Below are 14,208 nucleotides of genomic sequence, written 5' to 3'. Positions count from 1 at the left end.
ACCACTTTCACATCCAGTATCAGGCGATTTCGGCAACGACGGCTGCCAGCGCCTTGGCCGGATCGGCCGCCTGGCTGATCGGACGGCCAATCACCAGGTAGTCGGAACCGGCATCGAGCGCCTGGCGCGGCGTCAGAATACGGCGCTGGTCATCCTGGGCGCTGCCCGCCGGGCGGATCCCCGGGGTCACCAGTTGCAGCGTCGGGTGAGCGCTCTTGAGCGCCTGGGCCTCGAGGGCCGAGCAGACCAGGCCGTCGAGGCCGGCTTTTTGCGCCAGGGCGGCCAGGCGCAACACCTGCTCCTGCGGCTCGATGTCCAGGCCGATGCCGGCCAGGTCCTCGCGCTCCATGCTGGTCAGCACAGTCACGCCGATCAGTAGCGGTTTCGGCCCGCTGCGCTGTTCCAGCACTTCCCGGCAGGCGCTCATCATGCGCAGGCCGCCGGAGCAATGCACATTGACCATCCACACGCCCATCTCGGCCGCTGCCTTGACCGCCATGGCGGTGGTATTGGGGATATCGTGGAATTTAAGGTCAAGAAACACTTCGAAGCCCTTGTCACGCAGGGTGCCGACGATTTCCGCCGCGCAACTGGTGAACAGTTCCTTGCCGACCTTGACCCGGCAAAGCGTAGGGTCCAACTGGTCAGCCAGCTTCAGTGCGGCGTCACGGGTGGGGTAATCCAGGGCGACGATGATAGGAGTCTGGCAGACGGACATTGGAATGGGCTCTCAGGCAAGTCGAAATCGGCGCGGATTGTAGCGCAAGCGGCGCCGTTGCGGGATCCGATGATCGGTAAATACTGATTTGGGCGTTGATGGGCGCCGGTTTGCGACAATTATTTCAAAGCCGATACATTCACGACATGCGCCCAACACGCCCCACCGTTAGCCTCGCCGCATGACCGACCGTCCAGCACTTCCAGCCATGGGGCTGGGCGCCTATGCTGGCCGTAACAATCAGGTAGATGATCGCACTATGCAGACTCCTTCCGTCCCGGTAAACGACGAGCGCCCAGGCGCGGTGATCGCCGACGACAAGCGCTGGAACACCCGTGCGCTGATCGTCGATGACGATGTGCCGATTCGTGAATTGCTGATCGATTACCTGGCGCGCTTCAATATTCTCGCCACGGGCGTGACCGACGGCGCGGCGATGCGCCTGGCCATGCAAGCCGAGACCTTCGATGTGGTGGTGCTCGATCTGATGCTGCCGGGCGAAGACGGCCTCACCTTGTGCCGCTGGCTGCGGGCTGAATCGGACATTCCGATCCTGATGCTCACCGCCCGCTGCGAGCCCACCGACCGTATCATCGGCCTGGAACTGGGCGCCGACGACTATATGTCCAAACCCTTCGAACCGCGCGAACTGGTGGCGCGTATCCAGACCATCCTGCGCCGGGTGCGCGATGACCGTACCGAGCAGCGCGCCAACATCCGCTTCGACAACTGGCGCCTCAACAGTGTGTTGCGCCAATTGGTGGCCGACAATGGCCTGGTAGTGCCGCTGTCCAACGCCGAGTTCCGCCTGCTGTGGGTGTTCATCGAACGCCCGCGCCGCGTGTTGAGCCGCGAGCAATTGCTGGATGCCGCACGCGGTCGCTCCATCGAAGCCTTCGATCGCAGCATCGACCTGTTGGTGTCGCGCCTGCGCCAGAAACTGGGCGACGACCCCAAGGCCCCCCACTTGATCAAGACCGTGCGCGGCGAAGGCTATCTGTTCGACGCGCGGGATATCGGTTGATGCGCGCCACCTTCAATACGTTGTTCGGGCGGCTGTTCGGCGTGTTGCTGGTGGCCATCGTGCTGGCGCATGCGCTGGCGTTCTTCTGGTTCCATCATTACGGCCCTCCGCCGCCACCGCCGCCGGAAACCTTCGTCGAGCAGCCGGATGGCTCGATGAAACCGTTGGCCAGGCATCAGCGCCCCTGGTTCGGCGGCCCGGTGGTGCCGCTGACGTTTCAATTCATTTCGCTGATCATCGCCGCCTGGTACGGCGCCAAGCTGTTGAGCCGGCCGATCCAGCGCCTGAGCGCGGCGGCCGAGCGTTTGAGCCTCGACCTCGACAGCCCGCCGCTGGACGAATCCGGGCCTCGCGAGGCACGCCAGGCCGCGTCAACCTTCAACCTGATGCAAAGGCGCATCCGCGAACAAGTCAGCCAGCGCGCACGCATGCTCGGGGCAGTCTCCCATGACCTGCGCACGCCGCTCTCCCGGCTGAAACTGCGCCTGGAACAGATCGAAGACACCAAGCTGCAAGGCCAGATGCGCCAGGACCTCAACGACATGATCGGCATGCTCGACGCCACCTTGAGCTACCTGCACGAACAGCGCACCAGCGAGACCCGCCACTGGCTCGACGTGCAGGCGCTGGTGGAATCGCTCAGCGAAAACGCCCAGGACCAGGGCAGCGATGTGCAGGTGTGCGGCACCTGCGCGCCCTTGCAGGTGCAGCCGATGGCGTTGCGTTCGTGCCTCAACAACCTGATCGACAATGCCCTGCGCTATGCCGGCTCGGCGCGCGTGGAACTGGCCGACAGCCGCGGCGCCCTGATGATCCGCGTGATCGATCACGGCCCTGGCATCGCGGCCGATAAGCGCGAAGCGGTGTTCGAACCGTTCTTTCGCCTGGAGGGCTCGCGCAACCGTAATTCCGGCGGCGTCGGCCTGGGCATGACGATCGCCAAGGAAGCGGTCGAGCGCCTCGGCGGCCACCTGAGCCTGGACGATACGCCAGGCGGCGGTTTGACCGCCGTAGTGTGGCTGCCGAGGGCTTAGAGCGGCTTGTCTTCGCGCCGCGCCTGGGCCTGGGTGGCGCTCCAGTCGGTCAACAAGCTGTAGGCCACCGCGAGCAAGGTCGGGCCGATAAACAGGCCGATAAAGCCGAACGCGATCAAGCCGCCGAATACGCCCAGCAGCACGATCACCAACGGCAGGTTGCCGCCACGGCTGATCAGGTAAGGCTTGAGCACGTTGTCGACGCCGCTGATGATGAAGGTGCCCCACACGCCAAGGAACACCGCGTAGGTGTAGTCACCCTTCCACGCCAACCAGGCCGTGGCCGGAATCCACACCAGCGGCGGGCCCATGGGAATCAAGCTGAGCAGGAAGGTGACGCCGCCCAACAGCAACGCGCCAGGCACCCCGGCGATCAGGAAACCGATCAGCGCCAACACGGCCTGGGCGGCGGCCGTGCCGATCACGCCATTGACCACCCGCTGCACCGTACCGGCCACCAGTTCGATGTAATAGCTGGCGCGGTCGCCGATCAGGCGCTCCAGCAGACGGTGCACGAACATCGCCAGGCGCGGCCCGTCGCGGTAGAAAAAGAACACGAAGACCAGGCTCAAGGTCAGCTCGAGAATGCCACCGCCGATTTGCGCACTGCGCGCCAGCAACCAATTGCCGACCTGACCCAGGTAAGGCTTGATGCTCTGCATCAACGCCGCGCCCTGTTGATCGATGCTGTCCCACGTCGCCACCAGCCGCTCGCCGATAAGCGGGATCGAGCCCAGCCAGGTGGGCGCATTGGGCAAGCCGTCGACCTGGATATCCTTGATCAACACGACGGCATCGCGCACGTGGTCTGCCAGGTTGAACCCCAGCCACACCAGCGGCAGCGCGACCAGCAACATCCAGCCCAATGTCAGGATACCGGCCGCCAGTGATTCGCGGCCGCCCAGCCCACGGGTCAGCAGTACCATCAGCGGCCAACTGGCAAACGCCAGCACCGCGCCCCAGAACAGCGCCGACCAGAACGGCGCCATGACCCAGAAGCTGGCACCGAACAGCACCAGCAGCAGGATTTGCACCAGCAGGCGATCGTTATTGAGCATCGGGTATCTCGAAAAGAGTCATGTAGGAAGACAGCTTAGGCGAACGGCGCGGGTCCGTTCGCCCTGTGGCGCTTAGCGTATCAGATGCAGATGCAGGCCTTCAGCCTTGCCTGTGCCGGTTTCCAGGCGCGCGGCGCGCACGCCACTGTCGATCAGGCCCTGGCGCCAGGCTTCGGCGCTGGGCCCGGTCAGGCTGACGCGCAGGTTGGTGTCGAGGTTCAGCCCACGGGAAATCAAGGTCAACCAGGTGGCGTCGGGCTCGGCGCCGAGCGCGGGAAAGTCCAGCTCGCCGGTGCTTTTCAGCTCACGCAACAGGGTTGCCGACGTGGGCAGAAGAGTGCCCAGCGGCGTGCTGGCGTCCAGTTGCTCGACATGCAGATAGGCGCGTCGATTGCCACGGGTAATGCCGTACAGCGCCACCAGCGAGTTGTCCTGGGGCGCCGCCAGGCGCAACAGCAGGTACTCCTGCTGGCCATCGGCGCCCACCAGCTTGGCGTTGCCGAACACTTCATTGGCCCACAGGCTGCTTTCGCCACAATCGCGGGCCTGGCACCAGAACAACAGCTGCGCGCCCTGAGCCTGCAAGGCTTCGCGGGTGGCGGTAAAGGCGGCGCTGGAGCTGTGCTCGGCGGGCAGCTCGTAGGTGATCGCAGTGGTTGGACCGCGTGCGGTGGCCTGGGCTTCGGAGCGCAATTGACCGCTGATCTTGCGGATCGCGCCCATGGGGTAGATGCGTTCCTTTTCTTCAGCAGGGCGATAGTCGACGATCTGCGCGTCCACCTGGCGGGCAATGGCCGGTAAGTCCTGGCTTCCCGCTACATCGGCGGCGAACACCAGCGGGCTGAAACAGCACAGCCCAAAGGCACGGATACAGCCTTTACCCAGGCTCATCGGATCAATGAGCCGTGGCCATGGAGGGTCGCAGCGGTTTCAAGATGGTTCATGGTTGACTCCCTTTCAATCCGCCCAGCCTCGGCAGTTGACCGCGCCAAGTCAAGGCGCGGAGAAGAACCGATTGAAACAGTCTGCAACAAGAACCGCACCGGGCTCGTCATTCAGGTGCAAATGATGGCCACCCGGCAGCGTCGTCACGGTAAAGGGCAGCTGTGAAAGCAATTCGGAATGTTTCGCCAACAGCCCGTCAGCCGCGACCACCAATTGCGTGGGGCAACTCACGCGTCGTACGAACGCCATGGCTTGTTCATCGGTCAGGCGCATCGGTGATGCCAGGGTCAGGCGGCTGTCACTGCGCCAGGTATAGCCACCCGGCACCGGCATCAAACCGCGCTGGGCCAGCAGTTCGGCGGCTTCGCGGCTGACCGCGACGAGGCCGTGCATGCGCGCCTCGACCGCCCGATCCAGGCTCGCATAGACCGGCTTGCGCTTGCCCTGCAGGCTCAATTGCGCCTGCAATGCCATGCCCAGCCGCTCGGCCGCGTTCTCGCCGCGGGCGGTCGGCGGGATCACCCCGTCGATCAACCCCAGGTGCGTCACGCGCTCCGGTAACGCTCCGGCCAGCACCAGGGAAACGATGGCGCCGAGGGAATGGCCAAGTAATGCAAAACGTTGCCAGCCCAGTTGCTCGGCCACTTGCAACACATCGTGGACGTAATCCCACACGGCGTAACCGGCCCCGGCCGGACGATGTGCCGAGTGCCCGTGCCCGGCCATATCCAGCGCGACGATGCGCAACCCCTGCAGCTTCGGCGCCAGGCGCGCAAAGCTGTTGGCGTTGTCCAGCCAACCGTGCAGGGCGATGACCGGCAGGCCGTCTTCAGGCCCGAACAGATGCGCCGCCAGCTCGATATGCGGCAGGCTCAGGCGTACTTCTTCCACGGGCGCGCTCATGCGCAGCTGCGCTCACGGGCCTGCCAGCGGGCAAACAGGTGCTTGATCAAGGTCGCGGTGTCCTGGGGTCGTTCGAGGGGGAACATATGGCCGCCGGGCATGGTGAGCATCTCACCCATGGGCAGGCGACCTACGCCGCTGACATGATGGCGCATCACCACACGGCTCTGCCGGCCGCGCACCACCGCCAGCGGCACTTTCAACTGGCGCACCTGGCCGGGGCTGGTGTGAGGCACGCCCCGATAGATGCTGATTTCCGTCGCGGGGTCGAAACGCAGACGCAGACGGTCGCCCACTGGCAGCAGACCATGTTGCAGATACGCCTCGAAGCACTCGGGGTCGAAACCGCGAAACAGGGTCTTGTCGGCGAAGTAAGCGCGCGCGGCGTCCAGGTCGGTGAATTCTTCACGACGGCCCAGGGTGCGTCCGGCCGGAGTCAGGCGATCAATCAAACCAACGCGTTTGGCGGCGCGAATCACCCAGCGATCCGCGCGGGTCAACACCGGCGAGTCCAGCATCACCACGCCACGGTACAACTGCGGGCAGCGCATGGCGGCGTGCAAATGCAAGACCCCGCCCAGGGAATGGCCGACGCCCCACACCGGCTCCGGTTGCTGCTGCAGATGGTGGATCAGTTCATCGACCAGGTTCTGCCAGTTATCGTCCACCGGGAACCTGGGATCGTGGCCGTGCTGCGGCAGATGCCCCACCGTATATTCGGGAGCCAGGGCCGCGAACAACTTGCCGTAGGTGGCCGACGGGAAGCCATTGGCGTGGGCGAAAAACACATGCTGCGACATAGCGGCGCGCTCTCCAGGAACAGAGGTTGATTGTCACCATGCCTGGCGTTCACGGCAATGACCGTAACCGCCAGGAATGATGACACTCACGCCATGTCTATCGCGCCGGAGGCTGTTCGCCCAGGGGCACCACGGCCACGGTCAGGCGCGATACGCAACTGGCCTTGCCCTCGTCGTTGGTCAAGCGGATGTCCCACACTTGGGTCGTGCGGCCGATATGAATGGCCCTGGCCACCGCCGTTACGCGCCCGCTGCGCACACCGCGCAGGTGATTGGCGTTGACCTCCAGGCCCACGCAATAGAACTTGCTCGCATCGACGCACAGGTAGGCCGCCACCGAGCCCAGGCTTTCGGCCAGTACCACGGAGGCGCCGCCATGCAACAGGCCGTAGGGCTGATGGGTGCGGTGATCGACCACCATGCTGGCGGTGATGGATTCGTCGTCGAAGCTTTCAAAGCGAATATCCAGCAATTCACCGATAGTGTTTTTCTGGCTCGCGTTGAGCTGTTCGATATTCGGTTGCGTGCGCCACAGGCTCATGGGACTGTCCTTATTGGTTTTATTACGATCCTAATCCTGACACACAACGGCATTCCAGATAAGCGCTATAGCTTATGGATTTTCAACGCTGACCAGGCTCATCAACCCCGCCAATGGGAAGTCGCCCTCCAACAGCGCGAGGCTGGCGGTATGCATCGGCTGCGGCTGATGCGGGTGCCCGTGCTGCAAAAAGCTGATCAGGTTGCCCACCAGCGGCTGATGGCTGACCAGCAGCACGTTGTCATCGGTATCGAGTTTTTCCAGCACCTGCGCCGGGCTGCCCTCTGGCGTCAGCCACGGCACCGTGCAGACCGGCGGCTCGAAACCCAACGCCTCGCGAACCAGTTGCGCCGTCTGCTGCGCCCTCGCATAAGGGCTGGCGATGATGGCACTGAGCGGCTGGCCGATCAGGTGCGCTGCACTGCGCAACACTTCAGCCCGGCCGTGCTCGGTGAGGTTGCGCTCGGCGTCAGTTGGCGCATGAGCTTGGGCTTGCCCGTGGCGCAGGATCCACAATTTCATAGCTTGGGCTCTTCATCACGCACCGGGTGCGGTGCTGGCGGCACGCTATGCGCGGCTTCGCCTTCCGGTGCACGCGGGGTTGGCCAATCAGCGAACGGCCAGGGTTTTTGCTCGGTGTGGAAGCTGCCGAAGCGACCGATCTGCGCAAGGAACTGGCTGAGGCTGTCGCCAACGTTCATCAGGCTCAGGTTCGGCGCGCCATAGATCAACCGGTAAATCAGTTGCACCACCACCAAGGCGCCGAGCACGAACTGCGCCACCTGCCACACCAGGGCAAATACCAGCATCCACAGGATGCGCAGCACAATGGACTCATACTTGGGAGCTGCTTTCGAATCGTTCATGCCGCGTTCCTCAGTTGAAACCGCTGGTGGAAATAAAGTCGACATCGGTTTTCGGCTCGGCGCGCATCAGCAGCTCGATCACCTGGTCCAAGGTGCGCCCTTCAAACAGGATCGCGTGCAGCCCGGCAACCAGCGGCATGTACACCCCGACTTCCTGAGCCTTGGCCTTGAGCACCTTGAGGGTGTTGACCCCTTCGGCGACTTCGCCCAGGCGAGTCACGGCCTCTTCCAGGCTCAACCCCTGGCCCAGCGCGAACCCGACCTGATAGTTACGGCTTTTCGGCGACGAGCAGGTGACGATCAGGTCGCCGACGCCCGCCAGGCCCAGGAACGTCATCGGGTTGGCGCCCTGATTCACGGCGAAACGGGTCATCTCCGCCAGAGCACGGGTAATCAGCATGCTCTTGGTGTTTTCGCCCATCCCCAAGGCCACGGCCATGCCGGCGATGATGGCGTAGACGTTCTTCAGCGCACCGCCCAGCTCGACGCCGAACCGGTCGGCACTCGCGTAGACGCGGAAGGTGCGACCGTGCAGCACCGCCTGGACGCGCTCGCACAGTAACTCGTCTTCACTGGCGATCACCGTGGCGGTCAGCGCATGCTCGGCCACTTCCCGCGCCAGGTTCGGCCCGGACAGCACGCCAATGCGCGCCTGGGGGGCGATCTCCTGGAGGATTTCGCTCATCAGCTTGAATGTCTGCGCCTCGATACCCTTGGTCAGGCTGACCAGCAGCTTGCCCGCCAGGCGTTCGGCGTGGGGCGCCAGCACCGAGCGCAACGCGCTGGAAGGCAGCGCGACAAAGCCCAGGTCGCAGGCGGCAAGGGTTGCCAACAGATCGGTAACGGGTTCGACCGCCGGATGAATCTTGATGCCTTTAAGGTAACGCGGGTTTTCCCGATGCACGCGAATGGCCTCGGCCTGCTCGGGATCACGCATCCACTGGCGCACGGCGTGGCCGTTCTCGGCCAGCAGGTTAGCCACGGCGGTACCAAAACTTCCGCCTCCCAGGACCGCGATAGGGCGCTGTTCAGTCATATGCAATCCGTTAATCCATACCAGTGGCGATGGCGGCATTATACGGGGCGACCTGCTTGCGGCCAGCCCCCGTGTGAATTCGTGCGCTTGTCGGAAAATGCCACACTTGAGTGAAGTTATTGCAGGTCTCACGACTGGCAAAAGGCCTCACCTCAGTTAACATGGGCGGCTATCCGCAATTATCAAGGCCGCGCCGTGTACCTGGGCCCTCCTCCCCGCTCATCCCTGCTGTTGATGCTGCCGTTGACCCTGGCGTGCAGCGCCAGTGCGTCGGCCGACGATCTGTTCCTCGACAGCCAACCGCTGCCGCAGGTATTGACCGCCACCCGTCTCAAGCAATCGGCCGCGGCCGTACCCGGCAGCATGACCGTGATCGACAGCGAGTTGATCAAGGCCAGCGGCGCGCGTGACATTGCCGAGCTGTTGCGCCTGGTGCCCGGAATGATGGTCGGCTACACCACCGGCAACCAGGCGGCGGTGAATTACCACGGCACCAGCGCCAGCGATGCACGGCGCATGCAGGTCTTGATCGACGGACGCTCGGTGTACCGCGCCGGCCTGGCCACAGTGGACTGGAGCGATATTCCGGTGGCCATGGAAGACATCGAGCGTATCGAGGTGTTTCGTGGCCCCAATACCGTCAGCTACGGCGCCAATGCGCTGATGGCGGTGGTCAATATCCTCACCCGTTCACCGGCCAACAGCCAGGGCACGCGGGTGAAGGTCATCCGCGGTGAACGCGGGATCAACGATGTCTATGCCAGCCAGGGCGTGGGCTGGGAAACCGGCGACTTGCGCCTGTCGCTGTCCGGGCAACAGGACGATGGTTTTGACAGCGATGCCGCCGGTGCCGACCGCCGTGACAGCCGCCGCCTCAGCCGTTTCAGCCTGGCTGTCAGCCAGACGTTGAATGCGCAACAGAGCATCGACTGGCAGTTGGATGCCAAGGAAGGCACCAATCAGCGTCCCTATACCTACACTCCGGTGTTCGCCGGGATTACCGAAGGCGGCACCAATTCCGACGTCACCGCCAAGGACTATGCGGGTTCAATGCGCTGGAATTTTGACTTCAACCCCGACCACAGCCTGTATATCCAGGGGTCGGCCCAGCAATGGAACCGTCGGCAGATCTGGAAAGCCTGTGACGCCAAGGTCTCGTTCAGCCCCGAACTGACCCAGCTGTGGCAGCTCAACCCCAACTACGCCGAAAAGCTGGCGCGGCACATGGATCAGTTCAGCCAGGGTAGCGCCCCGCCCGGAAGCGCCGCCGAGCAGGCGCTGGGCAACCAGGTACTGGACCAATGGCGCAACGGCGCCAGCCAAAGCGTGTGCGGCGATATCGACCAAAGCACCCAGGAAAGCCGCTACGACCTGGAGTTGCAAGACACCCTCAGCCTCTCCGACAGCCTGCGCCTGGTCAGCGGAATGAATTACCGCTACGACCGCGCCGACTCCGACACCTACTTCAACGGAACGCTGGACGACACCACCTGGCGCCTGTTCGGCCACCTGGAATGGCGCGCCAGCGAACACTGGCTGCTGCAAGGCGGCGCGATGTACGAAGACACCCACTTGAGCGGTAACTCGCTGACACCCCGCGTGGCGGTCAACTACCTGATCAACCCGCGCCACGGTCTGCGGGCGGTGTACTCCGAGGCGATCCGTTCACCGGACATGTTCGAGAACAACGTCAACTGGAGCTACCGCGTCACCAACCTCAGTTCGCCGGTGTATGGGCAAAATTCCGGGCAATATTTTGTGGTAACACGCGGCCCGGGCAATCTCGATAAAGAGTTGATGCGCTCGCGCGAACTGGGCTACAACGGCTTCTTTGCCGACCTCGGGTTGAATGTCGACGTGAAGCTGTTCTATGACGAAATCACCGACATGATCAGCTCGCCGTTGCGCAACAACCAATACATCGCCAGCAACGCCAACAGCTCGCGCTTTACCGGTGCCGAATCCCAATTCGACTGGCGCGTGAGCGAGGCCGACCGCCTGCGCCTGACCTACGCTTACGTCGACGCGAGCACCAGCAACCCGCTGGACAAAGCGCAGACCGCACGCAACAGCGGCTCGGCCGGCTGGTTGCGCGAATGGGGCCACGGCTGGTCCAGCGCCTTGTTTTACTATGGTGACGACGCACTCAACGAGTATCGCTTCGAACGGGTCGACCTGCGGGTGGCCAAGCGCATTGCCCTGGGCAAAACCAACGTGGAGCTGGCCGGCATGCTGCAACAACGCCTCGATAACCAGCCGACCACCTGGCCCGACAACCATTACGACCATCGCCATGTGCTCTACTTCAGCGCGCAGTTAGAGTTCTGACATGGGCGACTCGTCACGGATGACCCTCCCTGTCGTTTCAAGGCTGTGGCGCAAAGGCTTGCTGCTGGCGTGCCTGCTGTTCACGAGGCCCGTGTGGAGCGCGGAAATCCTGCTGACCGCCGCCGAGGACGGTGCCGGCGTCCAAGCCTTTACACAGGCCCTCGCCCAACAGCGCCCCGAAGACCATGTCTCCTTCACCCTGCTGCAAAACCTGCCGGCGCCGAGCCAGTTGCCCGCCACTACCCGCCTGATCCTGCTCGACCTGCCCGGCCTCGACTGGCGCTTGCAGGACAGCCAGGGCCCGCCGACCCTGGTGCTGCGCATCAGCCGTCTGCAAGCCCAGCAACGCCTGGGCGGCGCTCACCCGGCAAAAATCAGCCTGTTGTGGAGCGATCCGCCGCTGACGCGCCAGTTGCGCCTGATCGCCAGCATCGTGCCCCAGGCCCGGCGCATCGGTGTGCTTTACGGTGCCGACAGCGAATTCCTGCTGCCCGAGCTACACCGGTACGCGGCGCCGCTGGGCCTGGAAATCGTGCCGCAACGCTGGGACAACACCAGTGACAGCCGCCCCCTGCAAGCCCTGTTCAAGAACAGTGACGTGCTGCTGGGCCTGGACGATCCGCAACTGTACAACCCTAAAACCGCCAAAAACCTGTTATTGAGCAGCTATGCCCAGCAATTGCCGTTGGTGGGGCCCAATGCCGGGTTTGTCCGCGCTGGGAGCCTGGCCAGCACTTACAGCGACCAGCCTGACTGGCTCGCGGTACTCGACCGGCTGCTGGACCACCCGCCTGCCAACTGGCCGCGCACGCTCTACCCGGAACATTTCAAAGTGGTGGGCAACCCGCAAGTCGCGCGCTCACTGGGCATCGAACAGGTCGACGAAGCTGCCGTCGCCGCCCGCTTGGCCGAAGGAGACAGACGCCCATGACCTTGCGCCGTCGCTGGGACATCAACACCCGCACCCAGCTCATCACCCTGGGGCCCGCGCTGTTGCTGACCTTGCTGTTGATCAGCTTCTTTACCTTCGTGCGTATCCAGGACTTGCGCCAGGAACTGGACCACACCGGCCAGTTGATCGCCAACCAACTGGCGCCGGCCACCGAGTACGGCGTTATTTCCGGCAACAACGAGGTGCTCGACACCCTGCTGCGCGCGACGCTGGCCACCCCCCACGTGCGCTTCCTGGAGATTCAGGACAGCGCCGAGAACATTCTGGTGTACGTCGAGCAGCCGTCGGAGAAACACGACCGCTCACTGTCGGTGAAGGTGTTCCAGGCACCGATCCGCTTGCAACATATCCAGTTGGGCAATGACTTTTTCCAGGACAACCTCAACGAACCCACAGCGCCGCGCGCGGATTACCTGGGCCGAGTGATCGTCGGGATGTCCAACGATGCGTTCAGCCAGCGCCAGCAGGAAATCCTGTTCAAGGCCGGCATCCTGGCGCTGTTCGCGCTGTTGTTCACCTGCCTGCTGGCGCGACGCCTGGCCGCCAGCCTGTCGCAGCCGATCAGCGCCATGGGGAATGCGGTGAAGGCCATCCAGCAGGGCGACTACAAGACACCGCTGCCGATTGTCGATGACTCCGAACTGGGCGATCTGGCGCGGCACATCAACAACCTGGCCGCCGGCCTCAACCAGGCCAGCCGTGAACAACAGCAGGCCATGGCCCAGCTGATCCAGACCCGCGAAGAAGCCGAGCGCGCGAACAATGCCAAGTCGGACTTCCTGGCGATGATGAGCCATGAGCTGCGCACGCCCATGAATGGCGTGCTGGGCATGCTGCAACTGCTGGAAACCACCGAGATGACCGAAGAGCAGGCCGAGTACGCGGCGCTGGCCTCCGAGTCCACCGAGCACCTGCTCAAGGTGATCAACGACATCCTCGACTTTTCGCGTATCGAACGGGCCGCGCTGGAGCTGGAACATATTTCCTTCAACCTGGCCGAGCTGATCAGCAGTTGCGCCCAGGCGTTCCAGCACAGTGCGCAGCAACGCGGGCTGGCCCTTGAGCTGCCGATTCCATCGGGCATGGAAGCCCTGCGGGTGCGCGGTGATCCGACGCGTATCCGGCAGATTCTGGTGAACCTGATCGGCAATGCCTTGAAGTTCACGGAGCACGGCACGGTACACGTGCAGCCCCACTGGCAAACCCTGGACCATGAACTGGTGTGGTTCACCTGCACCGTGCGCGACAGTGGTATCGGCATTTCCGCCGAGCGCCTGGAATTGATGTTCGACGCGTTCCAGCAGGCCGACAGCTCTATTTCAAGACGTTACGGCGGCACCGGCCTCGGCCTGCCGATTGCCCGTACGCTGGCCGAACGCATGGGTGGCACCCTGCGCGCCCAGAGCGAAGAAGGCCGGGGTTCGGTGTTCACCCTGGAAATTCCGCTGGCTATTGATCAACAGAGCCTGCCCGCCATCGCACCGGACGCCGTGGGTAAAACCAGTGCAGGCGACGGGCGGCACATACTGCTGGTGGAAGACAACCCAGTTAATCGTACCGTGGTCGAAGCCATGCTGCGCAGCCTGGGCTTCGAAGTCAGCCTGGCCACCGATGGCGCCGAGGCAATCCGCAGCGCCGAAAGCCTGATTTTCACGGCCATCCTGATGGATTGCCGCCTGCCATTGATCGACGGCTACGAGGCCACCCGGCGCATCCGCCAGCTGCCGGGCTGCGCCGATCTGCCGATTATCGCCCTGACCGCCAACGCCTTGCAGGGCGACCGCGAAGCCTGCCTCGCTGCTGGAATGAACGATTACCTGGCCAAACCGTTCAAACGCACGGATTTGCAGCAAATCCTTCAGCGCTGGGTGAACTAGCTGTCGCGTTCAAGCCAAGTCCGACTGGCGTGGAAGACGAAAGTGCGGCAGTCTTAGGCACCCGAACGGGCCGATAAACAGGTCCGGTTTAACATTTCAGTGAACAAGTGTACATTGAGTACCTTG

14 protein-coding genes are annotated in these 14,208 nt (G+C 63.5%); 5 read left to right on the top strand and 9 right to left on the bottom strand.

Features of this window, described 5'->3' with window-relative positions:
- Nucleotides 1–19: 19 nt before the first annotated feature.
- Complete coding sequence (gene pyrF / locus C4J88_RS08705) at nucleotides 20–718, bottom strand: orotidine-5'-phosphate decarboxylase (RefSeq protein ID WP_124366448.1); 699 nt, start codon at nucleotides 716–718, stop codon at nucleotides 20–22.
- A 259-nt stretch (nucleotides 719–977) separates the two neighbouring features.
- Here pyrF and C4J88_RS08700 point away from each other — a divergent pair, with 259 nt between their 5' ends.
- Together C4J88_RS08700 and C4J88_RS08695 are read left to right on the top strand one after the other, a co-directional pair.
- A complete protein-coding gene (locus C4J88_RS08700) occupies nucleotides 978–1,742 on the top strand; it encodes a response regulator (protein ID WP_124406736.1) in 765 nt (254 codons plus the stop codon).
- Entirely contained in the window at nucleotides 1,742–2,776 is a 1,035-nt protein-coding gene (locus tag C4J88_RS08695; protein WP_124406735.1) for a HAMP domain-containing sensor histidine kinase, read from the top strand. The genes C4J88_RS08700 and C4J88_RS08695 overlap by 1 nt, the downstream gene beginning before the upstream one ends.
- Here C4J88_RS08695 and C4J88_RS08690 read toward each other — a convergent pair.
- The 8 genes from C4J88_RS08690 to C4J88_RS08655 form a co-directional block, all read right to left on the bottom strand.
- Nucleotides 2,773–3,834 carry an AI-2E family transporter gene (locus C4J88_RS08690; RefSeq protein WP_124406734.1) on the bottom strand — a complete coding sequence of 354 codons (1,062 nt, stop codon included), beginning with the start codon at nucleotides 3,832–3,834 and terminating at the stop codon, nucleotides 2,773–2,775. The two genes, C4J88_RS08695 and C4J88_RS08690, sit on opposite strands and share 4 nt — an antisense overlap.
- A 72-nt stretch (nucleotides 3,835–3,906) precedes the next feature.
- The gene (locus C4J88_RS08685; RefSeq protein ID WP_124406733.1) at nucleotides 3,907–4,725 is read right to left on the bottom strand and encodes a DUF4892 domain-containing protein; all 819 of its coding nucleotides are present in this window, start codon (nucleotides 4,723–4,725) and stop codon (nucleotides 3,907–3,909) included.
- 102 nt (nucleotides 4,726–4,827) lie between these two features.
- Nucleotides 4,828–5,682, bottom strand: a complete 855-nt coding sequence (locus C4J88_RS08680; protein ID WP_124362001.1) for an alpha/beta hydrolase — start codon at nucleotides 5,680–5,682, stop codon at nucleotides 4,828–4,830.
- Nucleotides 5,679–6,482 (bottom strand): alpha/beta fold hydrolase, encoded by an 804-nt coding sequence (locus C4J88_RS08675; protein WP_124406732.1) that lies wholly within the window; start codon nucleotides 6,480–6,482, stop codon nucleotides 5,679–5,681. The genes C4J88_RS08680 and C4J88_RS08675 overlap by 4 nt, the downstream gene beginning before the upstream one ends.
- Before the next feature lie 97 nt (nucleotides 6,483–6,579).
- On the bottom strand, nucleotides 6,580–7,023 hold the full coding sequence (locus tag C4J88_RS08670) for a hotdog fold thioesterase (RefSeq protein ID WP_124361999.1): 444 nt from the start codon (nucleotides 7,021–7,023) through the stop codon (nucleotides 6,580–6,582).
- Nucleotides 7,024–7,095: 72 nt separating this feature from the next.
- Nucleotides 7,096–7,545, bottom strand: a complete 450-nt coding sequence (gene sixA / locus C4J88_RS08665; protein WP_124406731.1) for a phosphohistidine phosphatase SixA — start codon at nucleotides 7,543–7,545, stop codon at nucleotides 7,096–7,098.
- Complete coding sequence (locus C4J88_RS08660) at nucleotides 7,542–7,889, bottom strand: DUF4389 domain-containing protein (protein WP_124361997.1); 348 nt, start codon at nucleotides 7,887–7,889, stop codon at nucleotides 7,542–7,544. Before C4J88_RS08660 ends, sixA begins: the two co-directional genes overlap by 4 nt.
- 10 nt (nucleotides 7,890–7,899) lie before the next feature.
- Nucleotides 7,900–8,925: an NAD(P)H-dependent glycerol-3-phosphate dehydrogenase gene (locus tag C4J88_RS08655; RefSeq protein WP_124406730.1), complete on the bottom strand. Its 1,026-nt coding sequence runs from the start codon at nucleotides 8,923–8,925 to the stop codon at nucleotides 7,900–7,902.
- A gap of 195 nt (nucleotides 8,926–9,120) precedes the next feature.
- On the opposite strand from C4J88_RS08655, the gene C4J88_RS08650 reads away from it, so the two are divergent.
- Genes C4J88_RS08650 through C4J88_RS08640 form a run of 3 tightly spaced genes read left to right on the top strand, consistent with a single transcriptional unit; the run spans nucleotide 9,121 to nucleotide 14,082 of the window.
- Complete coding sequence (locus C4J88_RS08650) at nucleotides 9,121–11,253, top strand: TonB-dependent siderophore receptor (RefSeq protein WP_124406729.1); 2,133 nt, start codon at nucleotides 9,121–9,123, stop codon at nucleotides 11,251–11,253.
- A gap of 1 nt (nucleotide 11,254) precedes the next feature.
- Complete coding sequence (locus C4J88_RS08645; RefSeq protein ID WP_124406728.1) at nucleotides 11,255–12,184, top strand: ABC transporter substrate-binding protein; 930 nt, start codon at nucleotides 11,255–11,257, stop codon at nucleotides 12,182–12,184.
- Nucleotides 12,181–14,082, top strand: coding sequence for an ATP-binding protein (locus C4J88_RS08640; RefSeq protein ID WP_124370179.1), 1,902 nt, complete (start codon nucleotides 12,181–12,183; stop codon nucleotides 14,080–14,082). Before C4J88_RS08645 ends, C4J88_RS08640 begins: the two co-directional genes overlap by 4 nt.
- The last annotated feature ends 126 nt before the right edge of the window (nucleotides 14,083–14,208 follow it).

The organism is Pseudomonas sp. R4-39-08 (assembly GCF_003852275.1).
Taxonomy (GTDB): domain Bacteria; phylum Pseudomonadota; class Gammaproteobacteria; order Pseudomonadales; family Pseudomonadaceae; genus Aquipseudomonas.
This window is presented reverse-complemented; position numbering and strand designations above follow the sequence as displayed.

Excerpts from the sequence above, each read along its gene's own strand:
- C4J88_RS08640 (WP_124370179.1), top strand. The coding sequence starts at position 12,181 with ATGACCTTGCGCCGTCGCTGGGACATCAACACCCGCACCCAGCTCATC.
- C4J88_RS08660 (WP_124361997.1), bottom strand. The coding sequence starts at position 7,889 with ATGAACGATTCGAAAGCAGCTCCCAAGTATGAGTCCATTGTGCTGCGC.
- C4J88_RS08690 (WP_124406734.1), bottom strand. The coding sequence starts at position 3,834 with ATGCTCAATAACGATCGCCTGCTGGTGCAAATCCTGCTGCTGGTGCTG.
- C4J88_RS08695 (WP_124406735.1), top strand. The coding sequence starts at position 1,742 with ATGCGCGCCACCTTCAATACGTTGTTCGGGCGGCTGTTCGGCGTGTTG.
- C4J88_RS08670 (WP_124361999.1), bottom strand. The coding sequence starts at position 7,023 with ATGAGCCTGTGGCGCACGCAACCGAATATCGAACAGCTCAACGCGAGC.
- pyrF (WP_124366448.1), bottom strand. The coding sequence starts at position 718 with ATGTCCGTCTGCCAGACTCCTATCATCGTCGCCCTGGATTACCCCACC.
- sixA (WP_124406731.1), bottom strand. The coding sequence starts at position 7,545 with ATGAAATTGTGGATCCTGCGCCACGGGCAAGCCCAAGCTCATGCGCCA.
- C4J88_RS08700 (WP_124406736.1), top strand. The coding sequence starts at position 978 with ATGCAGACTCCTTCCGTCCCGGTAAACGACGAGCGCCCAGGCGCGGTG.
- C4J88_RS08685 (WP_124406733.1), bottom strand. The coding sequence starts at position 4,725 with ATGAGCCTGGGTAAAGGCTGTATCCGTGCCTTTGGGCTGTGCTGTTTC.
- C4J88_RS08655 (WP_124406730.1), bottom strand. The coding sequence starts at position 8,925 with ATGACTGAACAGCGCCCTATCGCGGTCCTGGGAGGCGGAAGTTTTGGT.
- C4J88_RS08675 (WP_124406732.1), bottom strand. The coding sequence starts at position 6,482 with ATGTCGCAGCATGTGTTTTTCGCCCACGCCAATGGCTTCCCGTCGGCC.
- C4J88_RS08680 (WP_124362001.1), bottom strand. The coding sequence starts at position 5,682 with ATGAGCGCGCCCGTGGAAGAAGTACGCCTGAGCCTGCCGCATATCGAG.
- C4J88_RS08645 (WP_124406728.1), top strand. The coding sequence starts at position 11,255 with ATGGGCGACTCGTCACGGATGACCCTCCCTGTCGTTTCAAGGCTGTGG.